The sequence below is a fragment of the Aeromonas sp. R2-1 genome (genome assembly GCF_040908425.1).
Taxonomy (GTDB): Bacteria; Pseudomonadota; Gammaproteobacteria; order Enterobacterales; family Aeromonadaceae; genus Aeromonas; species Aeromonas caviae.
In genome coordinates, this window is the sequence record NZ_JBFODR010000012.1 from 23,517 (window position 1) to 42,046 (window position 18,530).

An 18,530-nucleotide genomic window follows, 5' to 3' on the forward strand; every position below is an offset into this window, starting at 1 on the left:
TGTGCTCCCTTATTTGCCGCTCATGAGGTTGTGGACGTTTTCCAGCCACAGGGGAACGCCCAGGTGGAAGGATTCAATGAGTTTCATGTCAAAGCCGCGGAAGAAGCCGCTCAGCACGAACAGCAGGACGATGGCACTCATCATCACCTTGGTGACGTGGTTCCAGCCGCTCTCTTCCACCCCCTTGCCGATCAGGATGCCAAGCACCAGGCCTGGTACCGCGTTGCCCATGATGAGCTGGGCCAGACCGCCGAAGATGGTGGCCCAGAAGCCGGACTTCTTGCCTGCCTCGATGGCGGCCAGCCAGAAGATCACCGGCATGACGGTGTTGACCAGCAGGTTGGCGGCGGGCACCAGTACCTTGACCGCGGTGACCTGCAGGGCGGCTGGCACGGCGGCGGCCGTGCTGTTGAGGAAGGCGACCACGATGGCACCTATGATGCCGCAGGCGATGGCCATTTTTTTGGGGTCATGGAGGGTGGTGGCGAGATCCCGGTTCTTGATCATGAGGGCTGCCGCGCCCCAGTTCGGCAGGATGCGGTGATCCACGTCCTGAGTGAAGGCGCCGGCCGCGACCGTGGAGGCCCAGGCGTTGAAGAAGAAGCCAAGACCGAACGAGAAGTGGGAGGCGGGGTCCCCTTCGCAGGAGTTGAGTTCGCCCAGAGTGCGGAACGCGCCCATCCCCTGCACGGTCGGGGCGTGGAACATCCGCGCCGCGCCAGCCCCCACCCCGACGCCTACCAGGCCGCCGATGATGAGTGACTTCATCAAAATGATTAGAAACATCCAACTTGTCCTTTTGGTTGTGGGGTCAGGCCCGGGTGAAATCCACCTTGTCGACATCCAGGCTGGTGACCTTGACGGTGATCGCCAGCCGGACCCGGAACTCATGGCGCTGGCGTGGCAGGAAGAAGAACAGGAACTTCTCCACCCGTACCGACTCCTCGGCCTCGAGCACCTCGACCTCGAGGGGTTCGATGCGCAGCATCACCTTGGGGCTCTCCTTGAGCAGGCTGGGTTGCACCTGGCTGAGGGCGGCGGCGAACGCCTGCTGGCGAGTCGCCCCCTTGCCGTTGACCGTGATCCGGGTGGTGAAGTGCTCTTTCATCAGGCGCGTCCGTGTTTCTTGGCGAAGGCTTCGATCAGCTTCTGGCCCAGCTCTTCCTTGTCCATGAAGCCGAAGCCCAGTACCACGCACCCCTCGTTGATGGCGGTGACACCCTCTTCGATGGATCGCATGCCGTAGCGGCACTTGTAGCCGTACTTGGTCTGGGCCGTGATGGCGCCCGCGCCACCGCTGCCGCAGAAGGAGATGCCAAGGTCGGCCTGCTCCTTGTTCATCACATCACCGAGCTTCATGTCGGCGGCCATGCCGGGGATGACGGTCACGGTGGCGCCGGCGGCTTCTGCGCCCGCCCCCACTTTCTGACCCTTGCCGAGACGATCTCCAATCACGAGTTTGATGGCAGTCATTTAGCTTTCTCCTTTTACTGAGCTGAGTTCGTTTTCTTTGGCCACTTCAAAATGGACGGACAAGAGGTGCGCCTCCTCGTAGGCGAGGCGGTCGAGCCAGGCGACGACCTGCTCTGCCAGGCGCAGGGAGAGGGGGGAGATCTCCTCGAACAGGCTGAGGTCGACCTCCGGCAGGGATTCCCCGCTGTAGGAGCGCCACACCATGGCCTTGACGTGGGAGGCCAGCATCTGTTGCTGCACGTCGTTGGGGCATATGCCCTGATCCGCCAGCAGGTTGTGAATGCGGGCCAGGGTCAGGTCGGTCTTGCGCAGCAGTGCCGGGCTGTCCGGGGTCAGGGGGGCGTCATGGGTGTCGGTATTCAAGGTCTGCTCTCCAGGCTGGCAGAAAGGATGGGATCACCATAAAGCGGAGGAGAGTGCGGGAGGAGGCAGGTTTTTTCCGATTCGAAGTGGAAATCCGGAGGGAAAGGCATCCAAAGAAGTCCTTTTGGCGATCAATAAGAGGAAAGGAGCGGACTGGCGGCAAGGGAGTGTGATCGGTGGCGCGTTTTGACGTCGCCTTCGCCCGATTGCTCATTGGCGCAATGTGTGAGCTGTCTCACGCACAGGTGGGAGCCGGAGGAAAGCGGGCACAAAAAAGGGCCCTGTCGGGCCCTGCGAGGATCCGCCCCTCAGGTGGCGGGTGCCGCACTGCTGGTCGGCAGGGTCTGATTCTGGTAGCGCAGGTCCTCTTCGATGATGACATCGACGTCCAGCGGCTTGCCGTTGCGGATCACCGAGATGGTGAGCTTGGTGCCGGGGCGGCTCTCGACGATCTTGTCCATGACGGGACGCACGCCGGTGATGGCCTCTCCGTTGATCTTGAGCAGCACATCCCCACGTTTGAGACCGGCCTTGGTGGCTGGGCCATTGGGATCCAGGCTCTCCACCACCAACCCCTGCAAGTCCCCCAGGTTCAGCATGCGCGCGACGATGGGATTGATCTCGACGCTGGAGATGCCGAGGTAGCCGCGGATGACCCGACCGTTGGCGATCAGCTCGTCCATGATGCGCTTGGCCAGCTTGTAGGGGATGGCAAAACTGATGCCATAGCTCTCCTGATTGCCGTTGAGGTGGTAGGCGGCGGTATTGATACCCACCAGATCGCCACGGCCATTGACCAGGGCGCCTCCGGAGTTGCCCTCGTTGATGGCGGCATCGGTCTGCAGCAGATCCTGCCGGCCGTTGCTGTCCGGCCCCATGCTGGAGAGGCCGATACGCCCGGTGGCGCTGATGATGCCCTGGGTGATGGTCTGGCCGACGTTGTAGGGGTTGCCGATGGCGAGCACCACGTCTCCCACGTCCGGCAGACGATCCGGGTCCTGCGGGATCACCGGCAGGTTGTCCGATTCGATGTAGAGCACCGCCAGATCGGTCAGTTTGTCGGTGCCGACCAGCTCTGCACTGAACACCCGGCCATCTTGCAGGGCGACGATGATCTGGTCCGCATCGGCGATGACGTGATAGTTGGTGAGCACGTGACCGCGCTGGTTCATGATGACGCCGGAGCCCAGCCCCTGGGGTCTGAGTTCGGCTTTTTCACCGCGATTGCCGGCGAAGCTGCGGGTGTAGATGTTGACGACGGCAGGGCCGGCGCGATGGGCCGCGTAGGAGAAGCTCAGCTCGCGGGCATTGGTGATGAGGCCCGGCAGGGGAGCGCCGCCTCGAAAATTGGGAAACACCAGCAACAAAAGCGCAGCCATGGCGAGGCCAAAGCCGACGGACTTGCCCAAGTAGCTGATCAGAGGTGGGATTTTCATGTCTTTCTCGTCCGTACAGGCTGCGGGCAGAGAATAACATTATCGATGGATAAAAATCACCCGCGGCGGTTGCCGCGGGTGTGAGGGGCTTAACGGATCACCAAATAGAGCGAGGAGTCACCGCGCTGGATGTTCAGCGCCAGGACTTCCGGCTTGTTTTTCAACACCTTGGTCAGTTCACCCATGGAGTTGATGCGCTGGCGGTTGACCCCGATGATGATGTCGCCCTTTTGCAGGCCGGAGGCGGCTGCCGGTGAGCGGGGATCGATGTCGGAGACGGCCACGCCGGTCACGGGGTCCGTGATGGTGCTCAGCTTGGCCCCTTCCAGTGCCGGATGCAGGGCGCTGGCCAGGATCTCGCTGTCATCCGCTTTCTTCAGGGTGACCTTGACGCTCTGCTCCTTGCCGTCACGAATGAGGCCGAGCGAGACCTGCTTGTCGGCCCCCATGGTGGCGATTTTGGCACGCAGCTCGCCGAAGGAGCGGATGGGCTTGCCGTCGATGCTGATGATGATGTCACCTGCCTTGATGCCTGCCTTGGCGGCGGCGGAGTCAGGCATGACCTGGTTGACGAAGGCACCGTCCTTCTTGTTGTAGCCGAAGGTCTTGGCGATTTCGCTGGTGAGCTCGGTGCCGGTGATCCCCAGCTGGCCACGGCGTACTTCGCCGTATTTCACGATCTGCTCGGAGAGATCGCGCACCATGTTGGACGGGATGGCAAAGCCGATGCCGATGTTGCCGCCGTTCGGGCCCAGGATGGCGGTGTTGATGCCGATCAGCTCCCCGCGCAGGTTGAGCAGGGCGCCGCCCGAGTTGCCGGAGTTGATGGCCGCATCGGTCTGGATGAAGTTCTCCAGATTTTCGATGTTGAGGCCGCTGCGACCCAGGGCGCTGACAATGCCGGAGGTGACGGTCTGGCCCAGGCCGAACGGGTTGCCGATGGCCAGCGCGTAGTCACCGACTCTCAGCTCGTCGGAGTCGGCGAACTTGATCTGCACCAGATCCTCGGCCTTGATTTGCAGCAGGGCGATATCCGACTGTTTGTCTTCCCCTATTTTCTTGGCCGCATACTCACGGCCATCTTTCAGGTTGACCTTGATCTCGTCCGCCTCGTGGACCACGTGGGCGTTGGTGATCACGTAGCCTTTCTTGGCATCGATGATGACGCCGGAACCAAGCGCCTGGAAGGGCTGCTCGCTCACCTGCTCGTCAGGCATGTTGGGGCCGAAGAAGAAGCGGAATTGTTCCGGCAGGCGCTGGCGGGTGATCTTCTTGCCAGAGACGGAGATGTTGACCACGGCAGGGGTCACCTGCTCGAGGACGGGGGCCAGGCTCGGCATCTCCTGGTTGTTCGCCATCAGGGGCAGTGCGGCCTGCGCCGGTGCTGAGGACATGGCGATACCGACACTGAGGGCTAAGACACTGAATACAGAAAGAGATTTACGCATATGAGAAACAGCTCCCAGAAAAAGTTGCAGTGCAATCGTCAAGGTCTGACCACGATAAAGCGTAATTAGTTCAACCGACGATCAGCCCGGTTGCTTGAGCAGGCCGGACGCACCGGCGTAATCGCGGGGAGGAAGGCCCGGCTCCTCGCTGTTGGCAGCATCGCCTGTTTCTTCCACTTCGGGTTCGCGGAACAGTGGTTCCTGTACCTTGGCCAGGAACTTGCTCTGTTCCGCCATGTGGCGATAAAGGGTCTGGTACTGTTCGGCCAGTTGCTCCATCAGGGCGGCGCTGTCGGCGAAGTGGGTGGTGATCTGCCCCTGGTAGCTTTCCAGCTCCTTGTGGGCTTTTTTCAGCTCCTGTTCCAGGCGTCCGGCATCCCGGCTACGGACAGAGAAGCGGCCGATCAGCACGCCGATGATCAGGGCGGCGATCGCCAGCAGGATCCCGTTAAACAGAGTCATAGAAGCTCCTTGTTACAGCTAACACGATGAATTTGAAGCGGTCGGATGGACCGCAACGCCTCGTTGGCACTATACCGTGCCCCCCAAGAGCGTGATACCATTTTGTCCCTCATTCAGGGACTTGGAGGCGGTTTACAGGATGACCCCGCAGCAAAAATATCAGCAGGATTTGCAGCGCCCCGGCTTTGTGGCCGATCCGGCCCAGGCCATGGCAATCGCCCGCCTGGAGCGACTCTATCAGGATCTGTGCGTAAGCCCGACTCCGACCAGATCCCGTGGCCTGCTGGGTTGGCTGCAAAAGCCGAAAACCCGTGACCCCGTCCAGGGGTTATATATGTGGGGCGGTGTGGGCAGAGGCAAGACCTGGCTGATGGATACTTTTTTTGAGAGCCTGCCGGGGGAGCGCAAACTGCGCATCCACTTCCACCGTTTCATGCACCGGGTGCACGATGAGCTCAAAGGGCTGACCGGTCAGTCCGATCCGCTCAAGCTGATCGCCCGCAAGCTGGCCGACGAGACCGACGTCATCTGCTTCGACGAGTTTTTCGTCTCGGATATCACGGATGCCATGCTGCTCGGCACTCTGTTCCAGGAACTCTTTGGCCATGGCGTGGTGCTGGTGGCCACATCCAACATCCCCCCTCAGGATCTCTACCGCAACGGGTTGCAGCGTGCTCGCTTCCTGCCTGCCATCGCGCTTATCGAGCGCCACTGCGAGGTGATCAATGTCGATGGCGGTGTCGATTACCGGCTGCGAACCCTGGAACAGGCAGAGATCTATCACTTCCCGCTGGATGATCAGGCCAGGAGCAACCTGGATCGTTATTTCAGCCAGTTGACCGGGATTGGGCAGGTGACTGCCGCCGCACTGGAAATCAACCATCGCCAACTGAGTGCACTGGGCGTGGGGGAAGGGGTGCTTTATATGGAGTTTGAACAGCTGTGCTGTACTCCACGCTCCCAGGGCGACTACATCGAATTGGCCCGTGAGTTCCACACTGTCCTGCTGGCCAATGTGCAACCCATGGGCAGCGGCACGGATGACGCGGCCCGCCGCTTCATCGCCATGGTGGATGAGTTTTATGAACGGCACGTCAAGCTCATCATATCGGCGGCGGTCCCCATGACCGGGCTCTATGGCGAAGGCTTGCTGAATTTCGAATTCAAGCGTTGCCTTTCACGGCTTCAGGAGATGCAATCGCACGAATACCTTGCCAGAGTGCACCTTCCTTAGTCACAATACCGCGCCTGCCAGTCGGATGGGCATCTGCGGCAGGTAGGGCCGGGCGACATTTGCTAGCTTCATGGCAGTGAAATTAGCAGGTGATATTTAAGGCAACTTCACTTATAATCGCCCGGCCCACGTTACAGCTGTCGATAAGACAGCAACACTTTAAGCTTTACTTGTATTCGAAGGGGTACAGGTAGGCCATCGTTTGTTGTTTGTGGGAGAGCCCCCATAAGCAATTGGGTCTGTAACAGGTAATTGGGTTTAACTTAATGAAAACTTTCGTTGCCAAGCCAGAAACCGTAAAACGTGACTGGTACATTGTGGACGCAGAAGGTAAAACTCTGGGTCGTATCGCAACCGAGATCGCTGCTCGTCTGCGTGGTAAGCACAAAGCCGAGTACACTCCGCACGTTGACACCGGTGACTACATCATCGTTGTAAACGCTGAGAAGGTACACGTAACCGGTAAGAAATTTACCGACAAAATGTACCACGCTCACTCCGGTTTCCCGGGTGGTATCAAGTCCATCAGCTTCGACAAGCTGATTCAGCGTAAGCCGGAAATGGTAATCGAAGCTGCCGTCAAGGGCATGCTGCCGAAGGGTCCGCTGGGCCGTGCCATGTTCCGTAAGCTGAAAGTTTACGCAGGCGCAGAGCACGCTCATGCTGCTCAGCAACCTCAAGTACTGGATATCTAACGGGAACTGGCAACATGGCAGAAAATCAATACTACGGTACCGGCCGTCGCAAAAGCTCCACTGCTCGCGTATTCATCAAAGCGGGTAGCGGTAAAATCGTAATCAACCAGCGCTCCCTGGAGCAATACTTCGGCCGTCCGACTGCCCGCATGGTAGTTCGTCAGCCGCTGGAACTGGTCGAGATGACCGAGAAACTGGATCTGTACATCACCGTTAACGGTGGTGGCATCTCCGGTCAAGCTGGTGCGATCCGCCACGGTATCACTCGTGCTCTGATGCAGTACGACGAGACCCTGCGTTCCGAACTGCGTAAAGCTGGCTTTGTTACTCGTGATGCCCGTAAGGTTGAGCGTAAGAAAGTCGGTCTGCACAAAGCGCGTAAGCGTCCGCAGTACTCCAAGCGTTAATTCGCTTTTGGTACGCACTCTCAGGAGTGTCAAAAAAGCCTGGCAATTTGCCAGGCTTTTTTTATTGGTAATGTTACATGTGACAATGCTAAGCATACGTCACAAAAGACAAAAAATTGTGTATTTATTGTTTTTGCCCATCGACTCCCTTTCTTGTCAAATTGTTATCTTTTCTTTAAAATTTCCATGGTCTTTCTGTGTCAATTGCCACTCCGCTTCCATCGCAGTTGTCAGAGGGAGAGGAGAAGTAAACAGGGACACTATAAGAATGAGCGGAGTCCACATGGGAGAGTTTTTGGATGAGCAATGCGCCAGTTGATACCGGTCGCCGCAGATTTCTTACCTGGTCAACGGTTGCCGTTGGCGGTGTAGGAGCTGCTTTTACCGCAGTGCCGTTTATTAAGTCATGGAATCCGAGTGCCAAAGCCAAGGCGGCAGGGGCCCCGGTTGAAGTGGATATCAGCAAGCTGGAGCCGGGTCAGCTGATCCGCGTCGAGTGGCGTGGCAAACCGGTCTGGGTGGTGAAGCGCACCAAGCAGACGCTGGATGCTCTGGCTGCACACGATGACAAGCTGCGGGATCCTGCGTCAGACGAGCCACAGCAACCGGACTATGCCCACAATGGCTACAGATCTATCAAACCGGAAATCTTCGTGGCCGTTGGCATCTGCACTCATCTGGGATGCTCCCCCTCCTATCTGCCCGACAGCTTCGGCGAGCAGGTTCAAGGGGTAACTTCCGGCTTCTTCTGCCCCTGCCATGGCTCCAAATTCGACATGGCCGGTCGAGTGTTCCAGGGCGTCCCCGCACCGCTGAACCTGGTCATTCCGCCATACCAATTTCTTAGCGACACCACCATTCTGGTCGGTGCCGATGGCAAGGAGGCCTGACCATGTTTGCCAAACTCATGGGCTGGATCGATGATCGTTTCCCGCTCACGGCCATGTACAACGACCATATGGCCAAGTATCCGGCGCCCAAGAACCTGAACTTCTGGTACTTCTTCGGCTCTCTTGCCATGTTGGTGCTGGTCAACCAGATCATCACCGGCATCTGGCTGACCATGAACTACAACCCTTCGGCGGAAGGTGCCTTCGCTTCCGTGGAGTACATCATGCGGGATGTGGATTACGGCTGGCTGCTTCGCTACATGCACTCCACCGGGGCATCCGCCTTCTTCATCGTGGTCTACCTGCACATGTTCCGCGGCATGATCTACGGCTCTTACCAGAAGCCACGGGAACTGCTGTGGATCTTCGGCATGCTGATCTTCCTGGTGCTGATGGCCGAGGCCTTCATGGGTTACCTGCTGCCCTGGGGGCAGATGTCGTTCTGGGGGGCCCAGGTCATCATCTCGCTGTTCGGTGCCATCCCCGTTATCGGTGACGATCTGACCCTGTGGATCCGGGGGGACTATGTCATCTCGGGTGCGACCCTGAACCGCTTCTTTGCGCTGCACGTCATCGCTCTGCCGCTGGTACTGGTGATGCTGGTGGCCATGCATATCCTGGCGCTGCACGAAGTGGGCTCCAACAACCCCGATGGCATCGACATCAAGAAGCACAAGGACGAGAACGGCTGGCCACTGGATGCGGTCGCGTTCCACCCCTATTTCACCGTGAAGGACATGATCGGGGTAGCCGGTTTCCTGTTCTTCTTCTGTGCCATCATCTTCTTCAAGCCGGATATGTGGGGCTATTTCCTCGAGAAACCGAACTTTGAGGTGGCCAACGGCCTGAAGACACCGGCGCATATCGCCCCGGTCTGGTACTTCACCCCCTTCTACGCCATCCTGCGTGCGGTGCCGGACAAGCTGCTGGGGGTCATCATGATGGGCCTCTCCATCGTGGTGCTGTTCCTGTTGCCCTGGCTGGATCGTTGCAAGGTGCGCTCGGTGCGTTACCGCAGCACCCTGCACAAGCTGAACATCGCCCAGTTCGTGGTCTGCTTCATTATCCTGGGGGTGCTGGGCGTGCTGCCATCAACCCCGACCCTGACGCTGATTGCACAGCTCTGTACTCTGGGTTATTTCGGATTCTTCGTCCTGTTGTTCTTCTACAGCAAGAATGAGAACACCAAGCCGCTGCCGGAGAGGGTGACATTCAAATGAAAAGAATAATTTTTGCAGTGCTGGCCCTGCTGCCTGGTCTGGTGTTGGCCTCTGGCGGTGGCTTCCCCCTCGACAAGGCGGAGTACGATCTGAGTGACAAGGCATCCCTGCAACGGGGGGCCGCCACCTTCATGAACTACTGTGCCGGCTGTCACTCCACCCAGTACCAGCGTTATAACCGGGTGGCGGCCGACATCGGCATTCCGGACGATCTGATGAAGGAGAACCTGGTCTTCACCGGCGCCAAGATCGGCGATCTGATGAAGAGCGCCATGTCCGAGAAGGATGCTGCTCGCTGGTTCGGCGCGCCGCCCCCCGACCTGACCCTGGTTGCCCGGGTGCGTGGTGCAGACTGGATCTACACCTATCTGCGTTCCTTCTACGTGGACGAGACCCGTCCATTCGGGGTGAACAACGCCGTCTTCCCGTCCGTGGGTATGCCCCATGTGCTGGAGCCGTTGCAGGGGACGCCCCGCGCCGAGTTCGAGACGCACACCCTGGATGGCGTGGAGATGCAGCAAGTCGTCAGCATCAAATCTGACGGCAACGGTGAAATGAACAACGAAGAATATGATCAGACGGTACTGGATCTGGTAAACTTCTTGGTCTACTCGGCTGAGCCGGTGCAGCAGGAGCGCGAACGCATGGGCTTCTGGGTACTCGGATTCATCGCTATCTTCTTCATCTTCACTGTGCTGTTGAAGAAGGAATTCTGGCGCGACGTTCACTAAGCGACCAGATCGGAGTAATATGACGCACGGCAATGAAGACAGACATGCTTCATTGCCGTTTCTGCTTTTTAATGACGGGAGGGTTCAATGGCTGTAGCTGCCAATAAGCGTTCGGTAATGACGCTGTTTTCCGGTGCCAACGATATGTTCAGCCATCAGGTGCGTATTGTCCTGGCGGAGAAGGGTGTTAGCGTGGATATCTGCCAGGTTGATCCTGCCAACCTGCCGGATGAGCTGGCCGAGCTGAACCCGTACAACACTGTACCGACTCTGGTGGATCGCGAGCTGGCGTTGTACACCTCGCGCATCATCATGGAGTATCTGGACGAGCGTTTCCCGCATCCGCCCCTGATGCCGGTTTATCCGGTCGCGCGCGGCAACAGCCGTCTGATGATGCACCGCATCGAGCTGGACTGGTACTCTCTGGCCGACAAGATCATGGCGGGCACCGATACCGAAGCCGCCCGTGCCGAGTTGCGCGACAACCTGCTGGCCATCGCTCCCATCTTCGGCGAGATGCCCTACTTCATGAGCGAAGAGTTCGGTCTGGTCGACTGCTACATGGCGCCGTTGCTGTGGCGTCTGCCGAGCCTGGGCATCGATTTCACCGGCCGTGGCGCCAAAGAGCTGAAGGCTTACATGGTACGCCTGTTCGAGCGTGAATCCTTCCAGGCTTCCCTGACCGAGGCCGAGCGCGAGATCCGTGCCGGCGTATGAGCATGGAACCGACAATGACACCCAGTCGCCCGTATCTGCTGCGGGCGTTTTTTGACTGGTTGCTGGATAACGATCTGACTCCCCATCTTGTGGTCAATGCCAACATTCCCCATGTGATGGTACCGATGCAGTTCGTGCAGGATGGCCAGATTGTTCTGAACATCGCCCCCCGGGCCGTGGGCCAGTTCCACATGGACAATGACGCTGTCAGCTTCAGCGCCCGTTTCGGTGGCGTATCGCAGCAGGTCTATATCCCCATGGCGGCCGTACTGGCCATCCATGCCAGGGAGAACGGAGTGGGCACCCTGTTCCCGCCGGAGCCCGGGTATGACCTCTGGCTGGAACAGGCACAGACACCCACGCCGGTTGACCCCGAGCCGGAACCACCGCGCCCGAGCGGTCGCCCGACCCTGAAAGTCATCAAATAAAAAACGCAGCCTGAAGGCTGCGTTTTTTCATCCTGCCAGATGGTCAATTCTGGGCAAACTCGAAGGCTTTGATCACCTGCTTAACGCCGCTGACGTGGCGGGCGATTTCTACGGCCTGATCCCCTTCCTGGCGGGTGACCAACCCAATGAGGAACACCTCGCCATTCTCGGTGACAACCTTCACCTTGGCGCTGTCGAAGTTCTTGGTGCCCAGCATGTCGGCCCGCACCTTGGAGGTGATCCAGGTGTCATTGCTGCGCACGCCGATACTGACTGGTTTGCCAAGGCGCAGCTCGTTGTAGACATGGCGAACCCCTTCAATCCGGCTCACGATTCTGCCCGCTTCCTGTTTGTAAGCGTCAGAGGGTGTCTGACCCACCAGCAGCACACGGCCGTTGTTGCTGTAGACACTGATCTTGCTGGCGGCGCTCAGGGGCTTGTTGTCGGCCAACAGGTTGGCGGCTTTCAGCTCTATGGTCTGATCGTCCCACTGGGCACCCAGGGTGCGGCGATCGCCGCTCGCCTTGGCGGTGCCAGCCGCGCCACCGACCACCACGGCAGCACAGCCTTGCAGCAGCAGGACGCCGGTCAGCAGGGCAAGAGCGAGAATAGGCTTCTTCATGGTTTCAGTCTTCCTGTTGCGGGAAAAGTGTCTGGTCGATGAGATCACAGAGACAGTGCAGGGTCAACAGGTTCACTTCCAGAATACGAGGACGGCGAGCGGAAGGAACGCGGATCTCCACGTCATTGGGGCCCAGCAGACCGGCGATCTCTCCCCCGTCTCCGCCACCGAGAACAATGATGGTCATGTCGCGGGAGAGGGCGGCCTCCGCAGCCTTGATGAGGCTGCGGCTGTTGCCTGTCGTGGTGATGACCACCAGGATGTCGCCTGGTTGTCCCAGAGCACGTATCTGTTTGGCATAGACCTCTTCGAAACCGTGATCCGTGGCGATGGCGCTGATGGTCGCCATGTCGGGCGTCAGGGCGAGACCGGGCAGGGAGGGGCGAGGAGTTTCATAGCAGTTCACCAGTTCGGAAATGAACAGCTGTGCCAATGCCGAGGAAGGACCATTGCCACATGCCATCACCTTGTGGCCATTGAGCAGGCAGATGGTCAGCATCTGGGCTGCCGTATGGATGGCATCCGGCAGTGCTTCGGCGGCGGCTATCTTGGTCTGGATGCTTTCGGTGTAATTCTCTTTGATGGGATCAGTCATGGGGTCCTCTTAAAACGCGTTCTGGATCCAGTCCGGCTGGTCGCCCTCGAACGCGATCACATCGAATCGACAGGCCTGGTTGGCCTCATTGATGGCATGTTGCTTGAAATAGTGGCGCGCGGCCAGCACGATCTTGTGCTGTTTGCGCCGGGTGACCGAGCTGGCGGCTCCGCCATGGGTGGCGTTGGCGCGATATCTCACTTCAACGAACACCAGGGTCTCTCCCTGGCGCATGATGAGATCGATCTCGCCGCCACGGCAGCGGTAGTTGCGGGTCACGGGTTGCAGGCCGCGGGCCTGCAACCAGCGTTCCGCTATTTGCTCAAAGTGTTGTCCCTTGCTCGTCGCTGCCGACGGCAACAGGTTCAACCACTGCTGGTGAAGTTGTGTCAGTAGCCTCTTCATGAGTCGCATCCTCCAGCTGGGGGGCGGCGCTGTCGCTGACCAGCTTGCCATTCTGGTAGGTGGCCCAGTCCAGCATGCGCACTATGTTGCCCTGGGGATCCACGCTCAGCTGGCCACTCATGCCGGGTTGCTGCATGGCATTGACCTTGCGCATTTGCGGCAGGTTGCCTGCCAGGCTGACGGCATCGTAACCGAGGGCGAACAGGCGCAGCAGGTCGCCCTGGGTCTGGGGCCAGAGCAGGGCAATCTGTTCACGCTGCGTCTCGAAGCCACCCAGCAGCAGTGGCATGTCGGAGATATGCATACCGTTGAGCTCGGATGCCACCTCGGTCGTCCCGCCGTCGTAGCCCCGCGAGCTGCTGTAGATGGGCAGGCTGCCCATGGGATTGACCGAGATGTCCACATAGGGCTTGATCATCCGGGTTTCCAGGCTGTTGGCCACCACATAGACGGCGTCGATGCTGCGCGGCGCGGCATCGGACAGCTGGACAATCTCCCCGGCTCGTGCGGTGGAACGGCCGCTCAGAGCGTTCTTGACCATGCCCTGCACTTCGTTGCGTGCCCCGAAGGTGGCAACCACGGGCTTCTCCTGGCTGACGCCGGCCCAGGCCTGTTCAAACGCCTTGATACTGCTGTAGCCAATCCGGCCTTGTGCCGCGATCAGCAGCGGCTTGCGGTAGCCCTGACCATAGAGGTACTGGGCCGCCTGGCTCGCATCGGCAGCGGCGGAGAGCGAGAAATAGAAGGTATTGTCGTTGACGATCGGCTTGTCCAGCTCGTTGAGCGCCAGCACCGGCACGGTCGGACTCGACTTGAGCAGCTCCTCCACCTGATCCTTGAGCAGGGGGCCGATGATCATGTTGGCCCCTTCCTGAATCGCCTGCTTGTAGAGATCCCCCATCGCCTTGCCCTGGGTATCGTAGAAGTTCAGGGTGAACTGGCTCTGATTTTCCTTGTAGGACATCAGCATGCCGTTGCGGATGGCGGCGCCCTGGGCTTCCAGGTTGCCGGAGAGCGGCAGGAAGACGGCGATCTGCTGCAGCGAACCGTTGTCCGTGATAGCGAGATCCCCAAGGCCGGCCGGCATGTCGCTCTGGGCAGGGTGGTTAGGGAAGCTCTGCTTCCAGCCGGCAAGCTGGCGGGCCAGCTGGCTCGGCTGTGCCCCGAATTCGTTCACCAGCGCAGCAAGACGCAGCCAGCCGGTGGTCACATCGGGAGCTGGCTCCTCTTCGAGCGCCTGCAGGGTGGAGGGGGTCATGCTTTTCAGCAGTGACCAGATCTGCTGGTGATTGGTGGCCAGCTCATTCTTGGCCAGATAAGGTTCCAGCAGGATCAGCGACTTGGCCGCACCAAACTTGTTGTTGATGTCGAGCTGCAGCACCACGCGCTGGCGGTACCAGTCCTTCTGGGTATCGGCATCCAGCACCACATCCGGCTTGCCTTCCAGCAGGATCAGCGCCTGGTTGGCGTTGCCCTGGGCGAGCAGCAGGTGTGCCTGCAGCAGTTGCAACTGCGCCTGCTGCTCCGGGCTCTTCGCCTGCTTCTGCAACTGCTGATACAGGGCGGCAGCCGGTTTGGCCTGGCCGAGCGCCAGATAGCTGCGCGCTGCCATCATCTGCCACACGAAGGCCTCTGCCGGTTTGGCGGGATCCACCTGCTCCAGATACCACTGGGCATTTTTGGTCAGATCCGAGAAGGCTGACGGCATGCCGGGTTGTCCGGAAGATTGATTGGGCTCCGACGCACAGGCGGCGAGCAGGACTGCCGCGAGTAGGATGCCGAAGAGTCGTGTTACACTTAGCTGCTTTATAACCCGGTTCAAGTTCATTCCCCGACCAGTGTTGAAATTCTCCATAGTGTAAACGGGCCAATATGGCGACACAATTGTCGGGACACTCGGAGCTCCCATGAGTGACATCCCAACCCTGTATATAGTCCCCACTCCGATCGGCAATCTGGCCGACATCACCCAGCGAGCACTGGACGTGCTGCGCAGCGTCGATCTGGTGGCTGCCGAGGATACCCGGCATACCGGGATCCTGCTCAGCCACTACCAGATCTCGGTATCGACCTTTGCCCTGCACGATCACAACGAGCAGCAAAAGGCGGATGTGCTGATCGCCCGCATCAAGGAGGGCAAGAGCGTGGCCCTGGTCTCCGATGCGGGGACGCCGCTCATCAGCGACCCCGGTTATCACCTGGTCACCCGTTGTCGCGAAGCCGGGGTCAAGGTGGTGCCGCTGCCCGGTCCCTGCGCCGCCATCACGGCGCTGTCCGCCGCCGGGCTGCCCACCGACCGCTTCGCCTTCGAGGGGTTCCTGCCGGCCAAGGCCAAGGGGCGGGATGATCGCCTGCAAGCCGTCATCGAAGACACCCGCTCTCTGGTGTTCTACGAATCGCCGCGCCGGGTGCAGGATACCGTGGAAGCCATTGCTCGCATCCTTGGCGAGCGCCAGGTGGTGGTGTGCCGCGAGCTGACCAAGACCTTCGAGTCCATCCACGGTCTGCCCGCCTCCGAGATGCTGGCCTGGCTCGGAGAGGACGATAACCGTTGCCGCGGGGAGATCGTGCTGGTGGTCGCCGGAGCCAGCAAGGTGGATGACGAGTTGCCTGCGGAGGCGATCCGCACCCTGGGCCTGCTGGTCAGCGAGCTGCCCCTCAAGAAGGCTGCGGCCCTCACCGCCGAGATCCACGGGGTGAAGAAGAACGCCCTCTACAAATACGGTCTCGAGCACTATTAATTGCCGTAAACCGGAATTGACGGTTTACCCCGTCCGTCTCGCGAGGCTATAATCCGCGCCTCGGAGTTGGCTGGGCAATCGCTGCTTCGTCGTTGTGTCCCTCGGGACAGACGGGCGGAGGGGAGGAAAGTCCGGGCTTCACAGGGCAGGGTGCCAGGTAACGCCTGGGGGGCGCGAGCCTACGACCAGTGCAACAGAGAGCAGACCGCCGATGGCCCGCAAGGGATCAGGTAAGGGTGAAAGGGTGCGGTAAGAGCGCACCGCGCGACTGGCAACAGTTCGTGGCACGGTAAACTCCACCCGAAGCAAGACCAAATAGGCCCCTATTGGCGCGGCCCGCGTTGGGGGCGGGTAGGTTGCTTGAGCCAGCGAGCGATTGCTGGCCTAGAGGAATGATTGCTACCCGGGGCAACCCGGTACAGAACCCGGCTTACAGGCCGACTCCGACCTCTTTCTGGTAAGTGATTACCTCGAAATCCCGGCACCTTTTGGTGCCGGGATTTTTATTTTCGGCTGGTCACGCGGTCGCGTGGCGCCTTTTGGGGTTTTGTAATAAAGTTCTCGCCCCTTTCGGTCGCTCTGTGTCGTCTGGGCTATCGGTATCGATCATGGAGCCGGCATGTCTCCATGCAGCAGGACGAGATGAAAATGGCAAAGGTGGATTTGTAATGTCATCAAGCGGCGTAATGCACACCCCTTCCCGGTTGATCTGTGCCGAGCGGGGCAGAGCCCTGCCTCAATATGACTTGCTGGGGGTCGAGAGGGCCAATCAGGCCCGTCTCAGGCAACTCAACACCCAACTGAGCGTCTTTTCCCAGCAGGCGTCGGGCTGCATGGCCCAGTTGTTCAATGCGGCGGATTGCGATCTGGGTTACCAGGACTTTTCTTCTGCGTTGCCGCAAGAGGAGGATGATCATCAGGTCTGGGTCGAAGCCCGTACTCCTCTGGATGCCCAGCGTGTCGCCTTTTTCTCCATCTCTCCTGCGGTCATCTATCGGCTTGCCGTGCTGTTTTTCGGCGGCACTCTGCAACATAAGGGGGCCACGGCACCCCATGGCAGGGGATTGACCGACACCGAACAGCGACTGCTGCTGCGGCTGTGCCAGTACCAGGTGGAAATCTGGTCGACCTGTCAAGGTCAGGGAGACCTCTCCTGGCAGTTGAATCTGATCTCCCGGGAGGCCCTGCCCGCAGGCCCGCTCTGGAAGGCGCAGGCCAGTATGCTGGCCGGTGGCAGCCAGCACGATTGGCAGTTCTGGCTGGCGCCCCCCGAAGAGGCGCCCGGTATCGCTGAAGGTCAGCGTGTGCAGGTGGCGCAACTGGAAGAGGCGCTGATCCAGGTGCCGGTGCGGCTGCGGGTAGTCATGGGGCAGATGTCCATGACGCTGGCGGATCTCGAATGCCTCAAGGTGGGAGACGTGCTCTCGCTGGATTTACCCGAGGTGGTGCCGGCCCTGATCGGCCAGCGCCCCTGTTTCAATGGACGCATTGCCGAACATAAAGGCAGCCTGGTGTACCAGGTCGCAACAGTGGTAGAGGAGTAGTCGAATCGTGAACGAGCACAACATGAATGACCCGCTGGATCTGGATGGCCTGGATCAGCTGTTTGGGGACGACATCAGCATGCCGAGTGCGGCCGACTACATGGCGCCGACCAGCAGTACCAAGCAGCGGGATCTCTCCTTCTTTCACCACATTCCGGTCAAGGTGACGCTGGAAGTGGCCAGCACCGAGGTGGCGCTGGGCGAGCTGATGAAGGTGGAAGAGGGGGCCGTCATCGAGCTGGACAAGCTGGCGGGCGAGCCGCTGGATGTCCGCGTCAACGGGCGCCTGCTGGCCAGGGGCGAGGTGGTGGTGGTGAACGGCAAATACGGGCTGCGGCTGGTGGATGTCGTGGACACCAAATTGCTGGGCGGCATGAACGACTGATGCGTTACCTGCTGGTTGCCCTGCTCCTGCTGGCGTTGCCGAGCTGGGGCGCGGACATGACGCTGTTCTCGGTATCGCCGAGCGAAGCAGGGGGAGAGGACTACAGCGTCAAGCTGCAGATCCTCTTTTTCATGACCCTGCTGGGTCTGCTGCCGACCCTGCTGCTGATGATGACCAGTTTTACCCGGATCATCATAGTGCTGGCCATCCTGCGTCAGGCCCTGGGATTGCAGCAAAGCCCACCCAACCGGGTGCTGATCGGCATCAGCCTGATTCTGACCCTGGTGATCATGAGGCCGGTCTGGACCGAGATGTACCAGAACGCCTTCGTGCCATACGACCAGAACGAAATCACGTTGACGGAAGGGCTGGCCCGCGCCGAAAAACCGCTGCGCCAATTCATGCTGGCCCAGACCCGGGAGCCGGATCTCGAGCAGATGCTGCGCATCTCCGGAGAGCCGACCACCCTCGCCAAGAGCGAGGTGCCGTTCGGCGTGCTGTTGCCGGCCTTCGTGCTGAGCGAGCTGAACACCGCCTTCCAGATAGGTTTCATGCTGTTCATCCCCTTTCTGGTCATCGATCTGGTGGTCGCCAGCGTGTTGATGGCCATGGGGATGATGATGCTCTCCCCTCTCATCATCTCGCTGCCATTCAAGTTGATGGTCTTCGTGCTGGTGGATGGCTGGTCCATGACGGTCGGTACCCTGGCGGCCAGTTTCGGCGGGGGAGGCTGA

The 18,530-nt window shown here is 59.8% G+C and carries 23 protein-coding genes and 1 other RNA gene; 13 read left to right on the forward strand and 11 right to left on the reverse strand.

The features are described from left to right. Positions 1 to 9: 9 nt before the first annotated feature. The 7 genes from AB5Y80_RS02510 to AB5Y80_RS02540 form a co-directional block, all read right to left on the reverse strand. On the reverse strand, positions 10 to 786 hold the full coding sequence (locus AB5Y80_RS02510; RefSeq protein WP_010675862.1) for a DUF4311 domain-containing protein: 777 nt from the start codon (positions 784 to 786) through the stop codon (positions 10 to 12). Positions 787 to 811: 25 nt separating this feature from the next. Then, positions 812 to 1,108: a DUF4312 family protein gene (locus AB5Y80_RS02515; protein WP_041211841.1), complete on the reverse strand. Its 297-nt coding sequence runs from the start codon at positions 1,106 to 1,108 to the stop codon at positions 812 to 814. Beyond that, complete coding sequence (locus AB5Y80_RS02520; RefSeq protein WP_010675860.1) at positions 1,108 to 1,473, reverse strand: SFCGS family glycine-rich protein; 366 nt, start codon at positions 1,471 to 1,473, stop codon at positions 1,108 to 1,110. The genes AB5Y80_RS02515 and AB5Y80_RS02520 overlap by 1 nt, the downstream gene beginning before the upstream one ends. After that, positions 1,474 to 1,836 (reverse strand): transcriptional regulator, encoded by a 363-nt coding sequence (locus AB5Y80_RS02525; RefSeq protein WP_041211840.1) that lies wholly within the window; start codon positions 1,834 to 1,836, stop codon positions 1,474 to 1,476. It lies immediately after the preceding gene. Positions 1,837 to 2,144: 308 nt separating this feature from the next. After that, positions 2,145 to 3,272, reverse strand: a complete 1,128-nt coding sequence (gene degS / locus AB5Y80_RS02530) for an outer membrane-stress sensor serine endopeptidase DegS (protein ID WP_010675858.1) — start codon at positions 3,270 to 3,272, stop codon at positions 2,145 to 2,147. An 89-nt stretch (positions 3,273 to 3,361) separates the two neighbouring features. Beyond that, the gene (locus tag AB5Y80_RS02535; RefSeq protein WP_041214027.1) at positions 3,362 to 4,720 is read right to left on the reverse strand and encodes a Do family serine endopeptidase; all 1,359 of its coding nucleotides are present in this window, start codon (positions 4,718 to 4,720) and stop codon (positions 3,362 to 3,364) included. Between the two features lie 81 nt (positions 4,721 to 4,801). After that, complete coding sequence (locus AB5Y80_RS02540) at positions 4,802 to 5,182, reverse strand: YhcB family protein (protein WP_010675856.1); 381 nt, start codon at positions 5,180 to 5,182, stop codon at positions 4,802 to 4,804. 139 nt (positions 5,183 to 5,321) lie between these two features. On the opposite strand from AB5Y80_RS02540, the gene zapE reads away from it, so the two are divergent. The 8 genes from zapE (at position 5,322) to AB5Y80_RS02580 (ending at position 11,504) form a co-directional block, all read left to right on the forward strand. Continuing rightward, a complete protein-coding gene (zapE, locus tag AB5Y80_RS02545) occupies positions 5,322 to 6,416 on the forward strand; it encodes a cell division protein ZapE (RefSeq protein ID WP_368172491.1) in 1,095 nt (364 codons plus the stop codon). A 266-nt stretch (positions 6,417 to 6,682) separates the two neighbouring features. Further along, positions 6,683 to 7,111 (forward strand): 50S ribosomal protein L13, encoded by a 429-nt coding sequence (gene rplM, locus AB5Y80_RS02550; protein WP_005336289.1) that lies wholly within the window; start codon positions 6,683 to 6,685, stop codon positions 7,109 to 7,111. A gap of 14 nt (positions 7,112 to 7,125) precedes the next feature. Beyond that, the gene (gene rpsI / locus AB5Y80_RS02555; protein WP_005336286.1) at positions 7,126 to 7,518 is read left to right on the forward strand and encodes a 30S ribosomal protein S9; all 393 of its coding nucleotides are present in this window, start codon (positions 7,126 to 7,128) and stop codon (positions 7,516 to 7,518) included. Positions 7,519 to 7,817: 299 nt separating this feature from the next. Further along, positions 7,818 to 8,408: a ubiquinol-cytochrome c reductase iron-sulfur subunit gene (petA, locus tag AB5Y80_RS02560; RefSeq protein ID WP_010675854.1), complete on the forward strand. Its 591-nt coding sequence runs from the start codon at positions 7,818 to 7,820 to the stop codon at positions 8,406 to 8,408. Positions 8,409 to 8,410: 2 nt separating this feature from the next. After that, positions 8,411 to 9,628: a cytochrome bc complex cytochrome b subunit gene (locus tag AB5Y80_RS02565; RefSeq protein ID WP_010675853.1), complete on the forward strand. Its 1,218-nt coding sequence runs from the start codon at positions 8,411 to 8,413 to the stop codon at positions 9,626 to 9,628. Next, the gene (locus AB5Y80_RS02570) at positions 9,625 to 10,359 is read left to right on the forward strand and encodes a cytochrome c1 (protein ID WP_039040484.1); all 735 of its coding nucleotides are present in this window, start codon (positions 9,625 to 9,627) and stop codon (positions 10,357 to 10,359) included. The genes AB5Y80_RS02565 and AB5Y80_RS02570 overlap by 4 nt, the downstream gene beginning before the upstream one ends. An 87-nt stretch (positions 10,360 to 10,446) precedes the next feature. Continuing rightward, complete coding sequence (sspA, locus tag AB5Y80_RS02575) at positions 10,447 to 11,076, forward strand: stringent starvation protein SspA (protein WP_039040485.1); 630 nt, start codon at positions 10,447 to 10,449, stop codon at positions 11,074 to 11,076. Continuing rightward, the gene (locus tag AB5Y80_RS02580; RefSeq protein WP_042015062.1) at positions 11,073 to 11,504 is read left to right on the forward strand and encodes a ClpXP protease specificity-enhancing factor; all 432 of its coding nucleotides are present in this window, start codon (positions 11,073 to 11,075) and stop codon (positions 11,502 to 11,504) included. Before sspA ends, AB5Y80_RS02580 begins: the two co-directional genes overlap by 4 nt. 43 nt (positions 11,505 to 11,547) lie before the next feature. Here the strand turns inward: AB5Y80_RS02580 and dolP are convergent, their stop codons facing one another. Genes dolP through AB5Y80_RS02600 form a run of 4 tightly spaced genes read right to left on the reverse strand, consistent with a single transcriptional unit; the run spans position 11,548 to position 14,834 of the window. Continuing rightward, a complete protein-coding gene (gene dolP / locus AB5Y80_RS02585) occupies positions 11,548 to 12,126 on the reverse strand; it encodes a division/outer membrane stress-associated lipid-binding lipoprotein (protein ID WP_010675849.1) in 579 nt (192 codons plus the stop codon). A 4-nt stretch (positions 12,127 to 12,130) separates the two neighbouring features. Then, a complete protein-coding gene (locus tag AB5Y80_RS02590; protein WP_010675848.1) occupies positions 12,131 to 12,721 on the reverse strand; it encodes an SIS domain-containing protein in 591 nt (196 codons plus the stop codon). Between the two features lie 9 nt (positions 12,722 to 12,730). Beyond that, positions 12,731 to 13,126, reverse strand: coding sequence for a YraN family protein (locus AB5Y80_RS02595; RefSeq protein WP_080770042.1), 396 nt, complete (start codon positions 13,124 to 13,126; stop codon positions 12,731 to 12,733). Next, positions 13,044 to 14,834, reverse strand: coding sequence for a penicillin-binding protein activator (locus AB5Y80_RS02600; RefSeq protein ID WP_234916868.1), 1,791 nt, complete (start codon positions 14,832 to 14,834; stop codon positions 13,044 to 13,046). Before AB5Y80_RS02600 ends, AB5Y80_RS02595 begins: the two co-directional genes overlap by 83 nt. 199 nt (positions 14,835 to 15,033) lie before the next feature. Between AB5Y80_RS02600 and rsmI the strand changes: the two genes are divergently transcribed. From rsmI to fliP, 5 genes are all read left to right on the forward strand, one after another. Further along, on the forward strand, positions 15,034 to 15,867 hold the full coding sequence (gene rsmI, locus AB5Y80_RS02605; RefSeq protein WP_039040488.1) for a 16S rRNA (cytidine(1402)-2'-O)-methyltransferase: 834 nt from the start codon (positions 15,034 to 15,036) through the stop codon (positions 15,865 to 15,867). Positions 15,868 to 15,929: 62 nt separating this feature from the next. Further along, positions 15,930 to 16,316, forward strand: an RNA gene (gene rnpB, locus AB5Y80_RS02610) — RNase P RNA component class A. Between the two features lie 219 nt (positions 16,317 to 16,535). Next, on the forward strand, positions 16,536 to 17,411 hold the full coding sequence (gene lfiM, locus AB5Y80_RS02615) for a lateral flagellar motor switch protein LfiM (protein ID WP_183148999.1): 876 nt from the start codon (positions 16,536 to 16,538) through the stop codon (positions 17,409 to 17,411). A 7-nt stretch (positions 17,412 to 17,418) separates the two neighbouring features. After that, positions 17,419 to 17,796 (forward strand): lateral flagellar motor switch protein LfiN, encoded by a 378-nt coding sequence (gene lfiN / locus AB5Y80_RS02620; RefSeq protein ID WP_041211834.1) that lies wholly within the window; start codon positions 17,419 to 17,421, stop codon positions 17,794 to 17,796. Next, positions 17,796 to 18,530: a flagellar type III secretion system pore protein FliP gene (gene fliP, locus AB5Y80_RS02625; RefSeq protein ID WP_041211833.1), complete on the forward strand. Its 735-nt coding sequence runs from the start codon at positions 17,796 to 17,798 to the stop codon at positions 18,528 to 18,530. Before lfiN ends, fliP begins: the two co-directional genes overlap by 1 nt.